We start from the raw sequence: 16744 nt of genomic DNA on the forward strand, positions 1-16744 counted from the left end.
GTGGCTTCAGGTGCTGCGGTCTGGTGGTTGTGGATGGAGGCTCGACCTCTCAGCCGCGACGAGATCCAAGATGCAGTCTTGAAAGGATCGTTGCTGTGGGCAACTTTGTTTGTAGTGGCGCTTCTGGCGTGGCAAACCGTGCAAAGGGGCATTCAGCAGTTGGTTGGCACTTCTCACCTCTTGCCATCGATTGTTGCTGCTAAGCCCGATAATCAGGCGCAATTTTTCGCCGACATCAGAACAATTCTGCAAAAACGCCATGGCCATCTTTGGCGCTACAAAATTCGCCTTCTGCTTGTCGTCGGTGAATCCGACCAGATTCAAGCCATCGCTCCCGGCCTTGCCGCCAACCACTGGCTGGAAGGCCAGGATACCGTCCTGGTATGGGGTGGCAGCATCGCGGTCAAACCGGTCGAAGCCCAGCTGAAACAATACCGCTGCCTAAGCCGGTGGCGCGCGCTGGATGGTGTGATCTGGGCGGTTAATCAAGCGCAGACCACAGACTCGGCCGCCATGGGCACCGGCGCTCGCCACCTGCAAGAGCTGGCTCATGTGTTGAAATGGCAACTGCCCCTGTACCTGTGGCAAGTCTGCGACAGCCAGTGGCCCCAGCCCCAACGTCCATCGCAACCGGTCGGCTGCCTGTTGTCTGCGAACGCCACTGCGTTGGAACTGGAGACCAGCCTTGAGCAACTGATCAAACCTCTCCACGACGGTGGCTGGGTGCAGCTGCAAACGGACATGAAACACGACTTCATGCTGCGCCTGTCCCGCGACCTGCAAGTCGAGGGCATTGCCCGCTGGCGCCAGGCGCTGCTGCCGTTGTTCGGTGAGTTCTCACGGGGATTACCGTTACGCGGGTTGTGGTTCAGCCTGCCGTTGCCGGAGCACCAGGATTACAAAAATCACCTTTGGCCCGTTGACCCCGCCTGGCAGGGCGTGATCGACGACAGGGCCTTTTACAATCGTCGCTTGAGCCGACACCCGATCCAGATGGGTGCCAAAATCGCCGTGTGCGTGGCGCTGGTGTGGAGCGCAGGATTGGTCTTGTCCTACCTCAGCAACCGCACCCAGATCGCCCAAGTGCAAACCTCCCTGACGACCCTGCACGAGTCGGCCCAAGGTGACGCGCAATTGCAGGCCCTCGATCAACTGGTGCGTGAATTAGCCCGCCTGGATTACCGCGCCGAACACGGTTCGCCATGGCACCAACGCTTCGGCCTCAACCAGAATCAAAACCTCTCCGACGTGGTCTGGCCGATCTACGTCGAAGCCAACAACCGCCTGCTACGAGACCCGGCTGCGGCCAACCTTCAAGCCAAACTCAACGCCCTGATCAAGCTGCCCCCCGACAGCCCCGAGCGTGGCAAACGAGCCGGTGAGGCTTACGATCAACTCAAGGCCTACCTGATGATGGCTCGGCCGGAAAAAGCCGACGCGGCCTTTCTGAGCAAGACCCTGATCAATGCCCAGCCCGAGCGCGAAGGCATGTCCCCGGGGTTGTGGTTTGCATTGTCACCCACCTTATGGAAGTTCTACGCCGAGCAATTACCCACGCATCCCGAATGGCGGATTGAGGCGGATCCCACGCTGGTCACCCAGACCAGACGCGTGCTGCTCGGCCAGATGGGCCAGCGAAATGCCGAGACCACTCTGTACCAAAAAGTCCTCGACGGCGTGGCCAACCATTACCCCGACCTGACCCTGAACCAGATGGTCAACGACACCGACGCCCAGGCCTTGTTCAGCACCCGAAAAAGCATCCCCGGCGTATTCACCCGCCAGGCCTGGGAAGGCCAGGTACGCCAAGCCATCGACGCCATTGCCGAAGCCAGACGCGAGGAAATCGACTGGGTGCTCAGCGACCATCCCCAGGACCTCGCCGCCGAACTGACCCCGGACGTGCTCAAGCAGCGCCTGACCGAGCGTTACTTCCATGACTACGCCAGCGCCTGGCTGGATTTCCTCAACAGCCTGCGTTGGCAGAACGTCGACAGCCTGGGTGCGGTGATTGATCAGCTGACGTTGATGAGTGATGTACGCCAGTCGCCGCTGATTGCCCTGATGAATACGCTGTCCTATCAAGGCCAGGCGGGCGTGCGAGGCCCAGCTTTGGCGGAATTGCTGGTGAAGTCCGCGCAGAAGTTGATGAATCAGGATCAGATCCCGGTGATCGATCAACAGGCTCCATTTAGCACCAGCCCCCTCGACGCGACTTTCGGCCCGCTGCTCGCTCTGCTTGGAAAGGAAGAAAACCAGGGTGACCGCCTGAACCTGCAAGCCTTCCTCAACCGCGTCACCCGCGTACGCCTGAAGCTGCAGCAGGTCAGCACCGCGCCAGACCCTCAAGCCATGACCCAAGCCTTGGCGCAAACCGTGTTCCAAGGCCAGAACGTTGACCTCACCGACACCCAATCCTACGGCAGCCTGGTTGCCGCCAGCCTCGGTGCGGAGTGGGGCAGGGTGGGTGAGACGCTGTTTGTGCAACCGCTGGAGCAAGCCTGGCAACGGGTGCTGCAACCTTCAGCCGCCAGCCTCAACCAGCAGTGGCAGCGCGCAATTGTCAGCGACTGGCATGCCGCTTTTGCCGGGCGTTATCCCTTCGCCGCAACGGCCAGCGATTCGTCTCTGCCGATGTTGGGGCAGATGATCCGCGCTGATTCCGGCCGCATCGAACAGTTCTTGCAGCAGCAACTCGGTGGCGTCCTGCGCAAGGAAGGTAGTCGTTGGGTAGCCGATCCGCGCCACAGCCAGGGTCTGCGTTTCAACCCGCAATTCCTCGCCTCGATCAATCAGCTCAGCCACCTCGCGGACGTGCTCTACACCGATGGCGGCATGGGTATCAGCTTCGAACTGCGGGGCAAACCGGTGCGCGACGTGGTGCAGACCATCTTCGTACTCAACGGCGAAAAACACGATTACTTCAACCAGAAGGAGAGCTGGCAGCGCTTCAGCTGGCCGGGCTTCACCAGTCATCCGGGGACGCGGTTGAGCTGGGTCAGCGTAATCGCCAACCAGCGGTTATTTGGCGATTACGAAGGCACCTGGGGATTGATCCGGTTGCTGGAGCAGGCGCGAGTTACGCCGCTTAACGACAGCGACAGTTTGCACAGGCTGCAACTCAGGGCTCCGGACGGCCTGGACCTGACCTGGAATCTGCGCACCGAGTTGGGGATGGGGCCGTTGGCGCTGCTCAAGCTAAGAAACTTCACGCTGCCCACGCAGATTTTTCTAAGTGAAAACGATCATCGGCAACCCACTGTGAAAAAGAGGAAAAGCCAATGAGCCTGCGAGCCTTGATCGCCCCGGATCCATTACCCGCCGCAGTGCTCCGCGGCTGAACCTCATTCATAAGGCATAAGGATTTTAATTGTGAGCGACGACAACCTGACACTGCATTACTACGACGCCGAGATGCGCTATCTGCGTGAAGCCGCCAAGGAATTCGCGCAAGCCTTTCCCGACCGTGCCGCGCAGTTGAACCTGGACAAACCGGGCGCTCCCGATCCTTCCGTGGAGCGTCTATTCGAGGGTTTTTCCTTCCTGATGGGCCGCCTGCGCGAGAAACTCGACGATGATTTGCCAGAGCTGACCGAGGGCCTGGTCAGCCTGTTGTGGCCGCATTACCTACGCACCATTCCATCGCTGTCGATTGTCGAGCTGGCGCCGGATATCGCCTTGCTCAAGACCGAAGAGGTGCTCGCCTCGGGCTTCGAAGTGCTGTCGCAACCGGTCGGACCACAACAGACGCGCTGCCGCTATACCACCACCCAGGACCTGAAGTTACGCCCGATTGCTCTGGAATCCGTCGGCCTGGCGCACCAAGCGGACGGACGTTCGCTGCTGCGGCTGCGCTTCACCCGTGGGGCTTTGTGCCCGTGGAGTAATATCGACCTCAGTCGTTTGCCGCTGTATTTGAACGCAGATGCGCCATTCGCCAGCGCGCTGCATCATGCGCTGACACTGAATACTCAGGCTCTCTACATACGTCAGGAAGGGGAAGAGCGCCGCTTCTTCGAGGGTTACTTTGGGCCCAAAGGGTTTGGCGACGAGGACCGACTTTGGCCCAAGGGTGACAGCGCTTTCAGTGGTTATCAGTTGCTGCTGGAGTACTTCAGCTTCCGTGAGAAATTCATGTTCGTGAACCTGTGCGGTCTGGAGCATGTCAGGCTCGCGCCGACGGCAACCTGGTTCGAGCTTGAAGTAGTGTTGCGTGAGGCGTGGCCAAAGACGTTTACTCTGACCGCCGAACATATTCGTTTGCATGCGGTACCGGTCATCAATCTGTTTGCGCTGGAAGCCGACCCGCTGGAGCTGGCGCCGCTGCAAACCGACTACCTGCTGCGGCCGATGTGTTTGCAGGATGGCCACACCGAAATTTATTCGGTGGATCAGGTCAGCGCTATCAGTGTTGCCGGTGAGGAGGAATACGTACCTTTCAGCAGCTTTCGCCACAAGGGTGGCATGCTCCGTGACGAAGCACCCGAGCGCTACTTTCACACGCGTTTGAAGCGCGGCGCCAATGGCTTGCATGACACCTGGCTGATCCTCGGCGGCGAAGGCTTCAATGCTGACCTGGTACGTGGCGACAAAAGCCTGTCCCTGCGTCTTACCGGCACCCACGGCCAACTCCCCCGCAAGGCAGTGCAAAGCACCTTGCTCGACACGCTGGCCAGCGCCTCCACCACCGGTCTGCGCGTACGTAACCTGTGCGCCCCGACCCTGCCGTGCTATCCACCCAACCGCGACCGATTCCACTGGCGAGTCCTCAGCCACCTTGGCTCGAATTTCCTGCCAATGCTCGATAACGCTGAAGTCCTGCGCGGCACGCTGGCCTTGTACGACTGGACCGGCTGCGAACTGAACCGGCGCCGTCTGGCGGCCATCGTCGAGGTCAGCCACCATCTGCTGGAACGCTTCGAAAAAGGCTTCCTGCTGCGCGGCGTAGACATCGAAGTGACGGTGGATACCAACGGCTTCAGCGGCGAGGGCGATATCTGCCTGTTCGGCGAAATGCTCAATCGCTTCTTTGCTTTGTACGCCGACATCCACCTGTTCAACCAGCTCACGCTGATCCTTCAACCTACCGGGAAGTGCCTGCGCTGGAGCGAGAACCACAGTCAGCGTATTCCCGGCTGAAAGCTTGCGCCCTCAGGGGCACCACAAAATCTACAACAAAGCCGCCCCGATCAACCCGCTCACCACCCCAATCCCCATGGTCATCAGCGCCACGCTCATCAGCACGCGGGCATCGAAATCCTTGCGCAGCATCAGCAGCGACGGCAGGCTGATGCTCGGCAGGGTCATTAGCAGGGCAACCGCCGGCGCCGTACCCATGCCAAGGGTCATCATGGTCTGCACGATCGGGATTTCCGCCGCCGTGGGAATCACGAACAGAGTGCCGATGATCGCCAGCGGCAGCAGCCACATCAGGCTGTTGGCCATCGCGCCATCGATGTGCGGAAACACCCAGACCCGCACCGCGCCCAGCACCAGCACTGCCAGGATGTAGACCGGGATGGTGCTCCAGAACAGTTGCCACAGCGTGCGGCCCCAGCGCACCAGGAACGGTTGTGAGTCCGCGGTACTGGCTTCGGTCACCGCTTCGACAGCCGCTTCCGGCAGTACCTGCGGCCCGGACATCCGCTGCGCGACCCACGACACGCCGAACACCAGCACGATGCCCGCCACCAGGCGTAGCGCGGTGAAGCCCCAGCCCAGTACGAAGCCCATGAACACCAGCGTGGCGGGGTTGAGCACGGGATTGCCGATCCAGAACGCCAGCGCGGCGCCTACCGAGACATTGGAGCGGCGCATGCTTGCGGCCACCGGCGCTGCGCAGCACGAGCACATCATCCCCGGCAGGGCGAACAGGCCACCGCGCACGGTCGAGGCAAATCCGGCGCGGCCGAACAGGCGCAACAGCCAGTCGCGGGGGATCAATACTTGAAGAAGAGAACCGAGGATCACCGCCAGCACGGCAGCTTTCCAGATCGCCAGGAAATACACCTTGGCGTAGGTCAGCGCAGCGGCCAGGGGCGCGGTCTGGGCGTCGTTGAGGATGGAGGCGCCGATGCTGTGGTTATCTGCGGCGAGGAAGGCCTTGGCGTAGTAGGGCGACCATTTGACGTAGTACAGGCCAATGCAGGCGACCAGCAGGAACAGCGCAGGTTTCCACCAGAACGACCAGCCCCGGGCGGGGGCAGTTGCGGATGAGAGCGGCATGGAGAAGTTCCGGGGCAAGAAGGAGAGGGGTCATGATAGCCCAGCTCCTGCCCGGCACAGAGACTTACGTTGGACAGGTCTGGCGACCGTTATCCAGGCCCTGCTTGTAAGTGTGGCTTTCCAGGCTGGCCTTGCCGTTGTGCCAGGTCAGGGTCAGCACGTACAACGAGTCGAAGTCGCTGGATTCCCAGTCTTCGGTGATCTTCTGCTTTTTGCCGACGGCATCGCCCGCCACCTTGTTGATCAGTTCCGGCAGGTAGCCATGGGACCAGGCGGTGTAGATCACCGAGTTATGGTACTTGTCGTGGAGCAGCTCATCGGCCAGGTCGCTGGTGTCGTTGGCCGAGAATTTGATGTTCACCGGCAAACCGAGCTTGATCGCGCTGGGGCTGATGGTCATAAGGGGACGAATGTAACTATAGGAATTGTCCAGCTCGCCTTCCTCGACATTGCGCGTCGGGTTCGCGGCGAACACGTAGTCGGCCTTGCCGAATTTTTCCGGGAGCAGGGTTGCGAGATCGATGGCGCGCCAGTACTGCAGCGCCATCCTCGAAGACTCGCGCTACGTCCGCGATGCGGTCAATGACCAGATGCGCCAACCCTCCTGCAGAGGCCCGGATAATCCGCGTCGTGCCCTGGCACCGAGCGATAACCGCCTGAGCAGCGGTGGCTGCCACGGTGAAATCGTCGGCTGGATGCGCGTCCTCGGCGCCTGGCGCGAGATGGATGGCGACAGCAACAGCGCCAAACTCGATCGCCCGACCGGCAAGCTCGGTCTCGGTTATTCGGGGCAGGTGTCGAGCAAAAACGAGGATCACGCGATGACGATCAGCTTCAGCCTCGGATTCTGAACGCGGTCGAAGTACTTTAGCCGTCCGCAAGGGCGGTTTTTTTTTGAGAGCCTGAGGAAGCACAGCTTGCCAATACTGCGCAGCCACCGCAAAACAGCGGTATCTCGGACAGGTTTATCTGTAAGAACAGTATTTGCAGCGAGTAGGAAATTTCGCTTTTAGCAAATAACGAAGTTTCCTACGCGCCCGCCAGAAACGTCCTATTCCTCTTCGACCCGCCTTAGCCAAAGCTTCCAAACCCTAGGACCAGGGTGGAAGCGAAGCCCTTCCTGTCCGTCCAATCCAGACTAGGAAGGCCTGATCATGTCTACCAAATTCACCAATGAATACGACGTCCACACCTTCGATCACAACCTCTGCACTCTGTCCGTCAACGACTTAGACACCTACCTCGCCGCCCTGTGCTTCCACGGCGATGAGCAGCTCAGCCAGCCTTTCACCTATTGCATCGAATTCACCGCCGTAGACCTCGACCTCGCAGCTAAAAAAATACTCAATCGCACAGCTAGCTTCAGCCTCTTTTCTGCCGGCAAACCGAAGATTGTGCGTGGATTCAACATCCCCGAGTTCAATCCGCTACGCACCGTTTACGGTCTGATCACCGGTTTCAATCGCCTGTCTGCGTCGATTAACGCAGCTCGCTACGAAGTTACCTTGCAGCCCCGTCTGGCGCTGCTGGACCGCGGCCAGCAGTACCGCATCTACACACCCCAGTCGGTAGACGCCAATACCCGACGCGACAGAGTTCAGGAATGGCAGCGCTTTCTCGAAGATGCCGATGAACATATCGCAGCGCAATCCGCCCACCATCCTTATGGCGGTAGAAGCCTATTTGCTCAAACTTTTCTCAAAGGCGATGACGTCTGGGCGGGTGGCAAGTCGTGGCACTGGCGGCCTGCGGTCGCGGACACCGTCAATGAGCTGAAAGGGATCAGTTAATGAAAGTCCGATATGTATATGTGTTTTTGGATGGGGCGGATTTTTTGGATATCCCGTGGGTGTGCTTCCTGAATTTTTCAGAGGAGAGGGTTCCGTTGTATAGCGATATACAGTCTTACGTCCAGTTGAGTGCGGAGCATGGATGGGTTTCTGGTGTACTTTTGGCTCTTCCGCTTTTCCTGAATATTTCTATCGTGATTTCGATGGTTATGTTCTTTCGCTGTACGAATTATCTCCGGCATCTGGTGTGCTTGCAGGCGCCGCTGAGACTCTTAATAGCTGTGCCTTCGCGGGCATTTATACCGATGTTTGTGAAGTACGGGGAAGTGGCTTTAGTAATTGTCCTACCAGGTCTTGTACTGTTCTCAGAAGCTACAAAGGTTTTATCAACGTTTTGGGCGTGCAAGCCACAACGGGGCTGACACTCCCAAGTTTCAGGCGATGCCTGAGCATTCGAATTATTCGTGCTTGTCGTTTGTTCATTTTGGAATAACCGACTGCGCCGCAGTTGTTAAATCAATCAATATCAAGGGGCAGGCATGAACGACGCATCACATCGGACAGATACGCTTAATCCACGTAAGAATTATCAGACAGGTGCTTCTAAAAAATACTGGATTGAATTCCAGCTGTTGGACGAGCAGGGCGATCCGCTTGCGCACATGCCATACCGGGCAACCAATGAGGCTACTCGCGAAGCTATGGTGCCTGAGTACACTGGACAAAGTGACGCTCAAGGTCTTATTCGGATTGAAGACCTGCACCCGCTAGCCATTACCCTGCTGCTGGAAGCTGATCCACTGGCGGAGCAACTGCAGAATCGTCGATTACGTGCGGCGCGGCCGGAGCCGCGCCGCCCTGGTTTGGGTGATGCTACGCCGCTGTATGGCCCTCAACGTGCGGAATTCTCACCGATCGAATTACAGGCGCGGGCTGCGGGTAAGGGGTATCACTATCTGCGTATTGGGCAGTTGTGCGATCGGGAACCAGGTTTCACTCCTTCACTAGATGATGCAAGTCAAGAGTACCTGTTCCATTTTCCTGATCAGAATTTTCAAGGCTTCACTGTGAGCGACGAACAATTGAATCGGCAGCATGTTCTTGAAGTTTGTCCGTTTCGGGCTTGGTCGATGGTCTTGCATCATCAGTCGGAGTACAGCCTTGTTAATGCTTACAACTTGGGTCTGCTGAGTATATTGGCATACAGCAACCTCCCTAATTCGGAGCTCGGTGCGGTCGAAGAATTTTTTTATCAGCAGTGTCTGGATTTATCGCGGACACCACGGGTTTGGGATAACGGCCAGGCTTGGCCTTGTGTCGTGAACGATGTCCCTTTCAATGACCGCTATACCATTGCCGAATCATTGGACACAGCGCGGGCAAATCCGCCAGAAGGGCATACTCAATTCTGCTACGCCATTAGCGCATCACAGGTGTTGGTGGCATGGCGGGGAACTGAAATGGACGGCATTGCTGATTTGCGTACCGATGTAACCTTTCGGCCAGTTAAACCCAAGGTTTCAGTTAACTGCGAAGACAAAGTAACATGTGCCGATCTGGTGTCGAAAGGTAGCGTTCATTTAGGTTTTCGCGATGCTTTCAAGATAGCTAGGCGAAAGTATGCGAAAGAACTGGAAGACTACATATCTAAAGATGCGGATGTCAAAAAATTGTTTATTTGTGGGCACAGCCTTGGGGGAGCGTTGGGTCTAATTCATGCCGCCTCGCTTAAAGAAAAAACACCTTTGCTCTACACCTATGGCATGCCTCGGACTTTCACTTTAAAGGCGATGCCATCGCTCGATAGAATAATGCACTTTCGACATGTCAACGATACTGACCTTATCCCCAGCGTACCTCCGGAAGCCGCTTTGGATAACTATTTATATGACCTGTATGGCCCGTTGGGTACGACTTTGGGTTTCTCATGGTCGATGCTGCAGCTGACGACTAATATTCTAATTAAACGCGGCGATCCGTTTTGTCATCATGGCGAAATCGCCATGTTCTTCAAGGCCGAGCAGCACCTGCAGACTCGTGGCTCGGATTATCCAGCTTTTCGCAACAAAGACGGTCTGGGCGCTCCGTATCACAACACGATTGCCCGCCGCCTGCCCGAAAAGGCCAAGTTATACCTGGTGCCCAGTCTTAGTCCAGATGATGACCAGCAGGCCGAACAGGCTCAGGGGCGCTTGATCGGTTCGCTGGACAATGTCAATCGGGCCAAATATTTCCCTCCTCAGGGTAATCCTAAGTCCGGCCGTTTACTGGGCCTCGGAAACCACTTTATGTCGGAGTACCAGCCCTACATCCACAACCAACTGCTTGAGTCGATCAATCCTGAACGTGAGCCTTTGCTGGAACGACAGGGGCAACGTCAGAAGTTCGAGCAACAACTGAGAGAGCATGCTGCAAACATTCCCGAGGATGAGCATTCCCGCAATCGGGTGTTTCTTCACTTGCAGACCTTGATGGGGCAGGCGTTGCAGTCAACCCGGCAGCTGGACGGTGGTGCCGAGGCGCTACTGCGTTTCGATGCAGTGGCCGATCCTTTGGCCTATTACGAGAAAACTTGGGGTTAAGCCTTAGACGCGGAGGAAACAACCATGACTCTAAAAATTCAAATCATGTTCCTTTGTATGTGTTTCAGCCTGAGCGGGTGCGCCAGCTCGAGGGACAGAAGCCTTGCACCTCCTCCGGATAGCGAGAAAATCAATATCACTGTGAAGGTGCCTAAGGAGTTGGAGGTAGAGACTCTCGAAGTGATGTATCGCTCAGCTACCTGTAAGCGCATAACACATGGAGCCAGCGGACAGCGTGTTGAAACAGAAGGGCATTATGGCATCGATATGCAACTGCAACGTCAAGGTGACACTGACCTCTATGTGGCCGACGTGCCCAAGGATGGCGGTGGCGCCTGTAGATGGCATTTGGCGAACGTGACATTTGGTGTCGCGTATGCGAATCCCACGAAGTTTGGTGAGTCTGCAAAATATGGGGCGGGTGGGGGAGTTGTAGTGATGTTCGATCAGAATAATTCGCCGCGAGGAGGCGCGGGCACAAATATTGATGGAGATGTGGCGATAAAAAAAGAATATTTCCCCTGGGTGCATGAGAGTTATCTGGGTGGCTACCGGAAACGAGTTAATCTTGCAGGGATAGGGCACATCTATTTAAAGTATCGAGCATCGAGTGCTAGAAAAATCTATTTTGAACCCGTGCTTTATTCTGAATTTCTAGTTGCCTCTCAAGCACCTAAAATACACAAAATAGGGAGTTTTATAAAATTCACTTATCCCGATGGCAGTGTAGTAGCAGAGAGTCAGGCGCGGCCGGATTACTATAAATTACAAACCATTCGAACGGGCCGCGTTTCTTATTGTTTTTCACCGAGGTACTACTCGCGATGTCCAGACCGTCGTCCGCAGTTGCTTCCCGAACTGCGGCCTGAAAAGGAGATGCCCGGCTATGGACGCTATGCAGTGGCAGATGAGTGGGGTAACGAATTGACTTCCTTCGCTTATCGCCTTTTCGGCAAGAACGGCGAGAAGTTTGAAGGGAAGAGCGGGCTTAAAGGACTTACACATCCGATACCAGAGAGTGCGCTCCCTCTAAGAAAGGTTGAGTTTCCCGAGCGCTTATGGTGAGGAGCACTGTTTCTGCACTGCACAACCTAATTTGTTGTTCTGATATAGGTGTGCGTGGCTTAACAGCTATAGCAGGTTCTATCTTGAATAGAAAACTCTTCCTTGAGGAGAGTGGGGTACGAAACGATGAAGCGCGTTAACAACATGTCGCTGCTGCTCATAATCGTTGTCTTGGGTGGTTGCACGAAGGACTACAGCTTGGCTCCACCTGCGGATAGTGAGAAAATCAATATCACTGTAAAGGTGCCTAAGGAGTTAGAGGTAGAGACTCTCTAAGTGATGTATCGCTCAGCTACTTGCAAGCGCATAACTCATGGGGCTAGCGGGCAGCGAGTTGAAATAGATGGGCGTCACGGCATCGATATGCAACTGCAACGTCAAGGAAACACTGACTTCTACGCGGCCGACGTGCCTAAGGATGGCGGTGGTGACTGCAATTGGCATCTGGCGAATGTGACGTTTGGTGTGGCCTATGCAGATCCGGCCATATTTGGTGAGTCCACCAAATATGGAGGAGGTGGCGGGGTGGTAGTGATATTCGATCACAACAACTCGCCACGTGGAGGCGCAGATATTGAGATTGATGGAGATGTAGTGATCAAAAAGGAATATTATCCATGGTTGCATGAAAGTTATCTTGGTGGTTATAGGAGGCGTATCAATCTTGCTGGTGTGGGGTACATCTATTCAATGTATAGAGCTTCAAGCGCACGAAAGATATACTTTGAACCTATCCTGTATTCCGATTTTCTTATAACGTCTCAAGCACCGAAAGTTCATAAGGTCGGAGATTTTATAAGGTTTACATATCCCGATGGCAGTGTAGTGGCCCAGAGTCAAGCGCGGCCTGATTACTATAAGCTCCAAACTATCCGAACGGGCCGCGTTTCGTATTGTTTTTCGCCGAGGTACTACTCGCGATGTCCAGGCCGACGTCCGCAGTTACTTCCCGAACTACTGCCTGAAAAGGAGATGTCTGGTTATGGGCGCTATGCTGTGGTGGATGAATGGGGGAATAGTTTAACTTCTTACGCTTATCGTATTTTCGGCAACAACGGCGAAAAATTTTAAGGGAAGATCGGGGTTAAAGGGCTTACGCATCCAATACCAGAAAGTGCGCTTCCTCTAAGAAAGGTTGAGTTTCCCGAGCGGTTATGGTGATGAGCATTGTTGTTGGACTGCACGACCTGAAATTCTGTATTCGCGGCTGAAAGCCCATGGACGATGGCGCCCTCTAGGGCGCCCCAGCCCGAATGGAGGCGCCGATGCTGTGGTTATCTGCCGCGAGGCACGCCTTCACTTACGTCGGACAGGTCTGGCGACCGTTATCCAGGCCCTGCTTGTAAGTGTGGCTTTCCAGGCTGGCCTTGCCGTTGTGCCAGGTCAGGGTCAGCACGTACAACGAGTCGAAGTCGCTGGATTCCCAGTCTTCGGTGATCTTCTGCTTTTTGCCGACGGCATCGCCCGCCACCTTGTTGATCAGTTCCGGCAGGTAGCCATGGGACCAGGCGGTGTAGATCACCGAGTTATGGTACTTGTCGTGGAGCAGCTCATCGGCCAGGTCGCTGGTGTCGTTGGCCGAGAATTTGATGTTCACCGGCAAACCGAGCTTGATCGCGCTGGGGCTGATGGTCATCAGGGGACGAATGTAACTATAGGAATTGTCCAGCTCGCCTTCCTCGACATTGCGCGTCGGGTTCGCGGCGAACACGTAGTCGGCCTTGCCGAATTTCTCCGGGAGCAGGGTCGCCAGGTCGATGGCGCGATTCAAGCCCTGGCAGTTGAGCTGGCCCAGGCCGCCTTCAGGTTTTTCCGCGTGGCGCAGGAACACCAGGGTCTGGGTGCCATCCGCCGGCTGGGCGCGGCTTTCGCTGGATTCCAGCGACAGCAACACGGCGCTGGTGGCGAGCAACGCCGGCAGGAACAGATAGGCACGATGCTTGAAGCGAGTGGCAAATTTCAAAATATTCATCATCGAATAAGGAGTTCTTCAGCGCATTCGGTTAAGGCTGACAAACCTTTACACCGCGAGCATCCAGCGTCGGGTGATTTCCATGTCGTTGAGCCGGTCCGTTTCCGAAGGGCAAAGATCAGAGTGTCTCAGGCCCATTTGGTTCGATCCTGACAGGTGCGCTGCACTCTACCGGGATGCTTTCTCGGATGTAGGAAAAGTTACCAACAGGATGTTACAACTCGTCGTAGGAGCTGCCGCAGGCTGCGATCTTTTGATCTTTTGATCTTTTGATCTTTTGATCTTTTGATCTTTTGATCTTTTGATCTTTGGGTGTACGACTCGAAAATGCCAAAAGATCGCAGCCTTCGGCAGCTCCTACGGATTATGATCGGCGTACATTTCCCTGTGGATGCCCCCATGACCGATTTGTCCGCGTTTCCGATCACGCAAAAATGGCCCGCGCAGTACCCTGAGTGGATCCAGCTGTATTCGCTGCCGACCCCCAATGGCGTCAAGGTCTCGATCATGCTGGAAGAGATCGGGCTGCCCTATGAGCCCCATCGCGTCAGTTTCGAAACCAATGACCAGCTGTCCCCGGAGTTCATCTCGCTGAGCTCGAACAACAAAATCCCGGCGATCCTTGATCCCCATGGTCCTGGCGATCAACCGCTTGCGCTGTTCGAGTCCGGGGCGATTCTGATCTACCTTGCTGACAAGAGCGGGCAGCTACTGGCCCAGGAATCGGCGGCACGTTACGAGACGATTCAGTGGCTGATGTTTCAGATGGGCGGTATCGGGCCAATGTTCGGTCAGCTCGGCTTCTTCAACAAATTTGCTGGCAAGGAATACGAGGACAAGCGCCCGCTGGGCCGTTATGTCGATGAAAGCAAACGCCTGCTGAAGGTCCTCGATACTCGGCTTGAGGGCCGGGACTGGATCATGGGCGAGCGCTACACCATCGCCGATATCGCCACCTTCCCCTGGGTGCGCAACCTGATCGGCTTCTATGAGGCGGGCGACCTGGTGGGCATCAAGGACTTCAAGAACGTCACCCGGGTGCTCGAACGCTTCCTGGCACGACCGGCAGTGATGCGCGGGCTGGAAATTCCGAAGTAACCCACTCGATCAGACCAGGGAAAGGCCATGCATTCATTCGATTTCAAACAGGTAGATGTCTTCAGCCGCACTCCGCTCAAGGGCAATCCTCTGGCGGTGGTGTTGGCTGCCGATGAACTGAGCGACGAGCGCATGGCGGCGTTTGCCGCCTGGACCAACCTCAGTGAGACCACCTTCATCCTCCAGCCACAGGACCCGCGGGCCGACTACCGGGTGCGGATTTTCACCACTCTCAAGGAATTGCCGTTCGCCGGGCATCCGACGCTGGGCACCTGTCATGCCTGGCTGGAAGCTGGCGGGCAGCCCAAGGGCGAGGAGGTGATTCAGGAGTGCGGAGTCGGGCTGGTGCGGATCCGTCGTCAAGGCGCGGAGCTGGCGTTCCTCGCACCACCGCTGATCAGGACCGGGCCGGTCGAGCCGGAGCTGGTAGAGCGTGTGCGCCTGGGACTGGGGCTGGAACCCGGCGCGATAGTGCGTAGCCAGTGGGTCGATAACGGCGCCGACTGGCTGGCGGTGATGCTCGAAGACCGCCAGCAAGTGCTGGACCTGCAACCCGACCATGCGCAAATGCTTGGCCTCGCCGTCGGGGTGGTAGCGCCCTGGCATCCGGAGCGCGATGGCGATGCTGCGCAGTTCGAGGTGCGGGCCTTTATCAGCGGTGACGGCATGCCGGAAGACCCGGCCACCGGCAGCCTTAATGCCGGGCTGGCGCAGTGGCTGCTCAAGGAGGGATTGGCGCCGTCGTCGTACGTGGTCAGCCAGGGTGTGACCATGGGTCGCGCCGGACGCATCCAGGTCGAGCAGGTGGGGGACGAAATCTGGGTCGGCGGCCCTGTGGTCACCTGCATCAGCGGCACTTTGCGCCTCTAGCGCCAGCGCGGCGTTACCGGTCCTGGCGGCGATTATTGCCGGACCGGTAACGCTCTCTTGGTCAACAAGCGTTTGTGCGCCACGCCGCACAGCGCATAAGCTCTCGCCCCCTACGACTTTCGTCTTGTCCCAGGAAACCCCATGTCCAGTCAGTTCCCCGAAGCACGTCCACGCCGTCTGCGCCGCAATGCGAGCCTGCGCAGCCTGTTCCAGGAAACCGAGTTCAGCCTTGATGACCTGGTGCTGCCGATCTTCGTCGAAGAAGAAATCGACGACTTCGTGCCGATCAAGAGCATGCCCGGGGTGATGCGCATTCCCGAGTCGAAACTTGCCGGGGAGATCGAGCGTTACGCCCGTGCCGGCATTCGTTCGGTGATGACCTTCGGCGTGTCCCACCACCTGGACAGCAGCGGCAGCGACACCTGGAACGAGAATGGCCTGGTGTCGCGGATGTCGCGTATCGCCAAGGATGCTGTGCCGGACATGATCGTGATGTCCGACACCTGCTTCTGCGAATACACCGACCACGGTCATTGTGGCGTGATGCACAACCATGAAGTCGACAACGACCAGACCCTGATCAATCTTGGCCGCCAAGCCGTCGCGGCCGCCCAGGCCGGTGCTGATGTGATCGCGCCGTCGGCGGCGATGGACGGGCAGGTCCAGGCGATCCGCCGGGCCCTGGATGCCGCCGGTTTCACCCAGACGCCGATCATGGCCTATTCGACCAAGTTCGCTTCGGCGCTTTATGGTCCGTTCCGCGAAGCCGGTGGCAGCGCGCTCAAGGGCGATCGCAAGAGCTACCAGATGAACCCGATGAACCGCCGCGAAGCGGTGCGCGAATCCTTGCTGGACGAACAGGAAGGCGCCGACGCGCTGATGGTCAAGCCGGCCGGCGCCTACCTGGACATCATCCGCGACATACGCGAGGCCTCGCGCCTGCCGCTGGCGGCGTATCAGGTGAGCGGCGAGTACGCGATGATCAAGTTCGGCGCCCAGGCCGGGGCGATCGACGAAGACCGCGTGGTCCGCGAAAGCCTCGGGGCGATCAAGCGTGCAGGGGCGGACCTGATCTTCACGTACTTCGCGATGGATTTGGCACTGGCAGGCATCTGACCATCACCCAATACCCCTCCTGTAGG

11 protein-coding genes and 2 pseudogenes are annotated in these 16744 nt (G+C 57.2%); 10 read left to right on the forward strand and 3 right to left on the reverse strand.

All coding sequences use genetic code 11. The features are described 5' to 3' along the window. Positions 1-33 precede the first annotated feature (33 nt). On the forward strand, positions 34-3285 hold the full coding sequence (locus ACYZTK_RS24045) for an ImcF-related family protein (RefSeq protein ID WP_462014968.1): 3252 nt from the start codon (positions 34-36) through the stop codon (positions 3283-3285). Between the two features lie 87 nt (positions 3286-3372). Further along, the gene (gene tssF, locus ACYZTK_RS24050; protein WP_462012099.1) at positions 3373-5139 is read left to right on the forward strand and encodes a type VI secretion system baseplate subunit TssF; all 1767 of its coding nucleotides are present in this window, start codon (positions 3373-3375) and stop codon (positions 5137-5139) included. 30 nt (positions 5140-5169) lie between these two features. On the opposite strand, the gene ACYZTK_RS24055 is transcribed toward tssF, so the two are convergent. After that, positions 5170-6225 carry a permease gene (locus ACYZTK_RS24055; protein WP_462012100.1) on the reverse strand — a complete coding sequence of 352 codons (1056 nt, stop codon included), beginning with the start codon at positions 6223-6225 and terminating at the stop codon, positions 5170-5172. Between the two features lie 64 nt (positions 6226-6289). Beyond that, positions 6290-6754 (reverse strand): annotated as a pseudogene (locus ACYZTK_RS24060) (histidine phosphatase family protein); the annotation flags it as partial. 10 nt (positions 6755-6764) lie between these two features. On the opposite strand from ACYZTK_RS24060, the pseudogene ACYZTK_RS24065 reads away from it, so the two are divergent. From ACYZTK_RS24065 to ACYZTK_RS24085, 5 genes and pseudogenes are all read left to right on the forward strand, one after another. Then, positions 6765-7076 (forward strand): annotated as a pseudogene (locus tag ACYZTK_RS24065) (autotransporter domain-containing protein); the annotation flags it as partial. A 303-nt stretch (positions 7077-7379) separates the two neighbouring features. Beyond that, on the forward strand, positions 7380-8015 hold the full coding sequence (locus ACYZTK_RS24070; protein ID WP_462012101.1) for a contractile injection system protein, VgrG/Pvc8 family: 636 nt from the start codon (positions 7380-7382) through the stop codon (positions 8013-8015). A gap of 539 nt (positions 8016-8554) precedes the next feature. Continuing rightward, positions 8555-10597, forward strand: coding sequence for a lipase family protein (locus ACYZTK_RS24075; protein WP_462012102.1), 2043 nt, complete (start codon positions 8555-8557; stop codon positions 10595-10597). 24 nt (positions 10598-10621) lie between these two features. Further along, entirely contained in the window at positions 10622-11662 is a 1041-nt protein-coding gene (locus tag ACYZTK_RS24080) for a hypothetical protein (RefSeq protein WP_462012103.1), read from the forward strand. Between the two features lie 363 nt (positions 11663-12025). Next, positions 12026-12733 carry a hypothetical protein gene (locus tag ACYZTK_RS24085; protein WP_462012104.1) on the forward strand — a complete coding sequence of 236 codons (708 nt, stop codon included), beginning with the start codon at positions 12026-12028 and terminating at the stop codon, positions 12731-12733. Between the two features lie 229 nt (positions 12734-12962). On the opposite strand, the gene ACYZTK_RS24090 is transcribed toward ACYZTK_RS24085, so the two are convergent. Beyond that, positions 12963-13637, reverse strand: coding sequence for a histidine phosphatase family protein (locus tag ACYZTK_RS24090; protein WP_462012105.1), 675 nt, complete (start codon positions 13635-13637; stop codon positions 12963-12965). 396 nt (positions 13638-14033) lie between these two features. Between ACYZTK_RS24090 and ACYZTK_RS24095 the strand changes: the two genes are divergently transcribed. The 3 genes from ACYZTK_RS24095 (at position 14034) to hemB (ending at position 16718) form a co-directional block, all read left to right on the forward strand. After that, positions 14034-14732 carry a glutathione binding-like protein gene (locus tag ACYZTK_RS24095; protein ID WP_462012106.1) on the forward strand — a complete coding sequence of 233 codons (699 nt, stop codon included), beginning with the start codon at positions 14034-14036 and terminating at the stop codon, positions 14730-14732. A gap of 27 nt (positions 14733-14759) precedes the next feature. Further along, positions 14760-15602: a PhzF family phenazine biosynthesis protein gene (locus ACYZTK_RS24100; RefSeq protein ID WP_462012107.1), complete on the forward strand. Its 843-nt coding sequence runs from the start codon at positions 14760-14762 to the stop codon at positions 15600-15602. A 141-nt stretch (positions 15603-15743) separates the two neighbouring features. Beyond that, a complete protein-coding gene (gene hemB, locus ACYZTK_RS24105) occupies positions 15744-16718 on the forward strand; it encodes a porphobilinogen synthase (RefSeq protein ID WP_462012108.1) in 975 nt (324 codons plus the stop codon). The last annotated feature ends 26 nt before the right edge of the window (positions 16719-16744 follow it).

The organism is Pseudomonas sp. LB3P31, from assembly GCF_054897945.1.

Bases quoted from the DNA above. Each gene is read 5' to 3' on its own strand.
- ACYZTK_RS24045 (WP_462014968.1), top strand. From the start codon at position 34: ATGGAGGCTCGACCTCTCAGCCGCGACGAGATCCAAGATGCAGTCTTG.
- ACYZTK_RS24055 (WP_462012100.1), bottom strand. From the start codon at position 6,225: ATGCCGCTCTCATCCGCAACTGCCCCCGCCCGGGGCTGGTCGTTCTGG.
- ACYZTK_RS24070 (WP_462012101.1), top strand. From the start codon at position 7,380: ATGTCTACCAAATTCACCAATGAATACGACGTCCACACCTTCGATCAC.
- ACYZTK_RS24075 (WP_462012102.1), top strand. From the start codon at position 8,555: ATGAACGACGCATCACATCGGACAGATACGCTTAATCCACGTAAGAAT.
- ACYZTK_RS24080 (WP_462012103.1), top strand. From the start codon at position 10,622: ATGACTCTAAAAATTCAAATCATGTTCCTTTGTATGTGTTTCAGCCTG.
- ACYZTK_RS24085 (WP_462012104.1), top strand. From the start codon at position 12,026: ATGCAACTGCAACGTCAAGGAAACACTGACTTCTACGCGGCCGACGTG.
- ACYZTK_RS24090 (WP_462012105.1), bottom strand. From the start codon at position 13,637: ATGATGAATATTTTGAAATTTGCCACTCGCTTCAAGCATCGTGCCTAT.
- ACYZTK_RS24095 (WP_462012106.1), top strand. From the start codon at position 14,034: ATGACCGATTTGTCCGCGTTTCCGATCACGCAAAAATGGCCCGCGCAG.
- ACYZTK_RS24100 (WP_462012107.1), top strand. From the start codon at position 14,760: ATGCATTCATTCGATTTCAAACAGGTAGATGTCTTCAGCCGCACTCCG.
- hemB (WP_462012108.1), top strand. From the start codon at position 15,744: ATGTCCAGTCAGTTCCCCGAAGCACGTCCACGCCGTCTGCGCCGCAAT.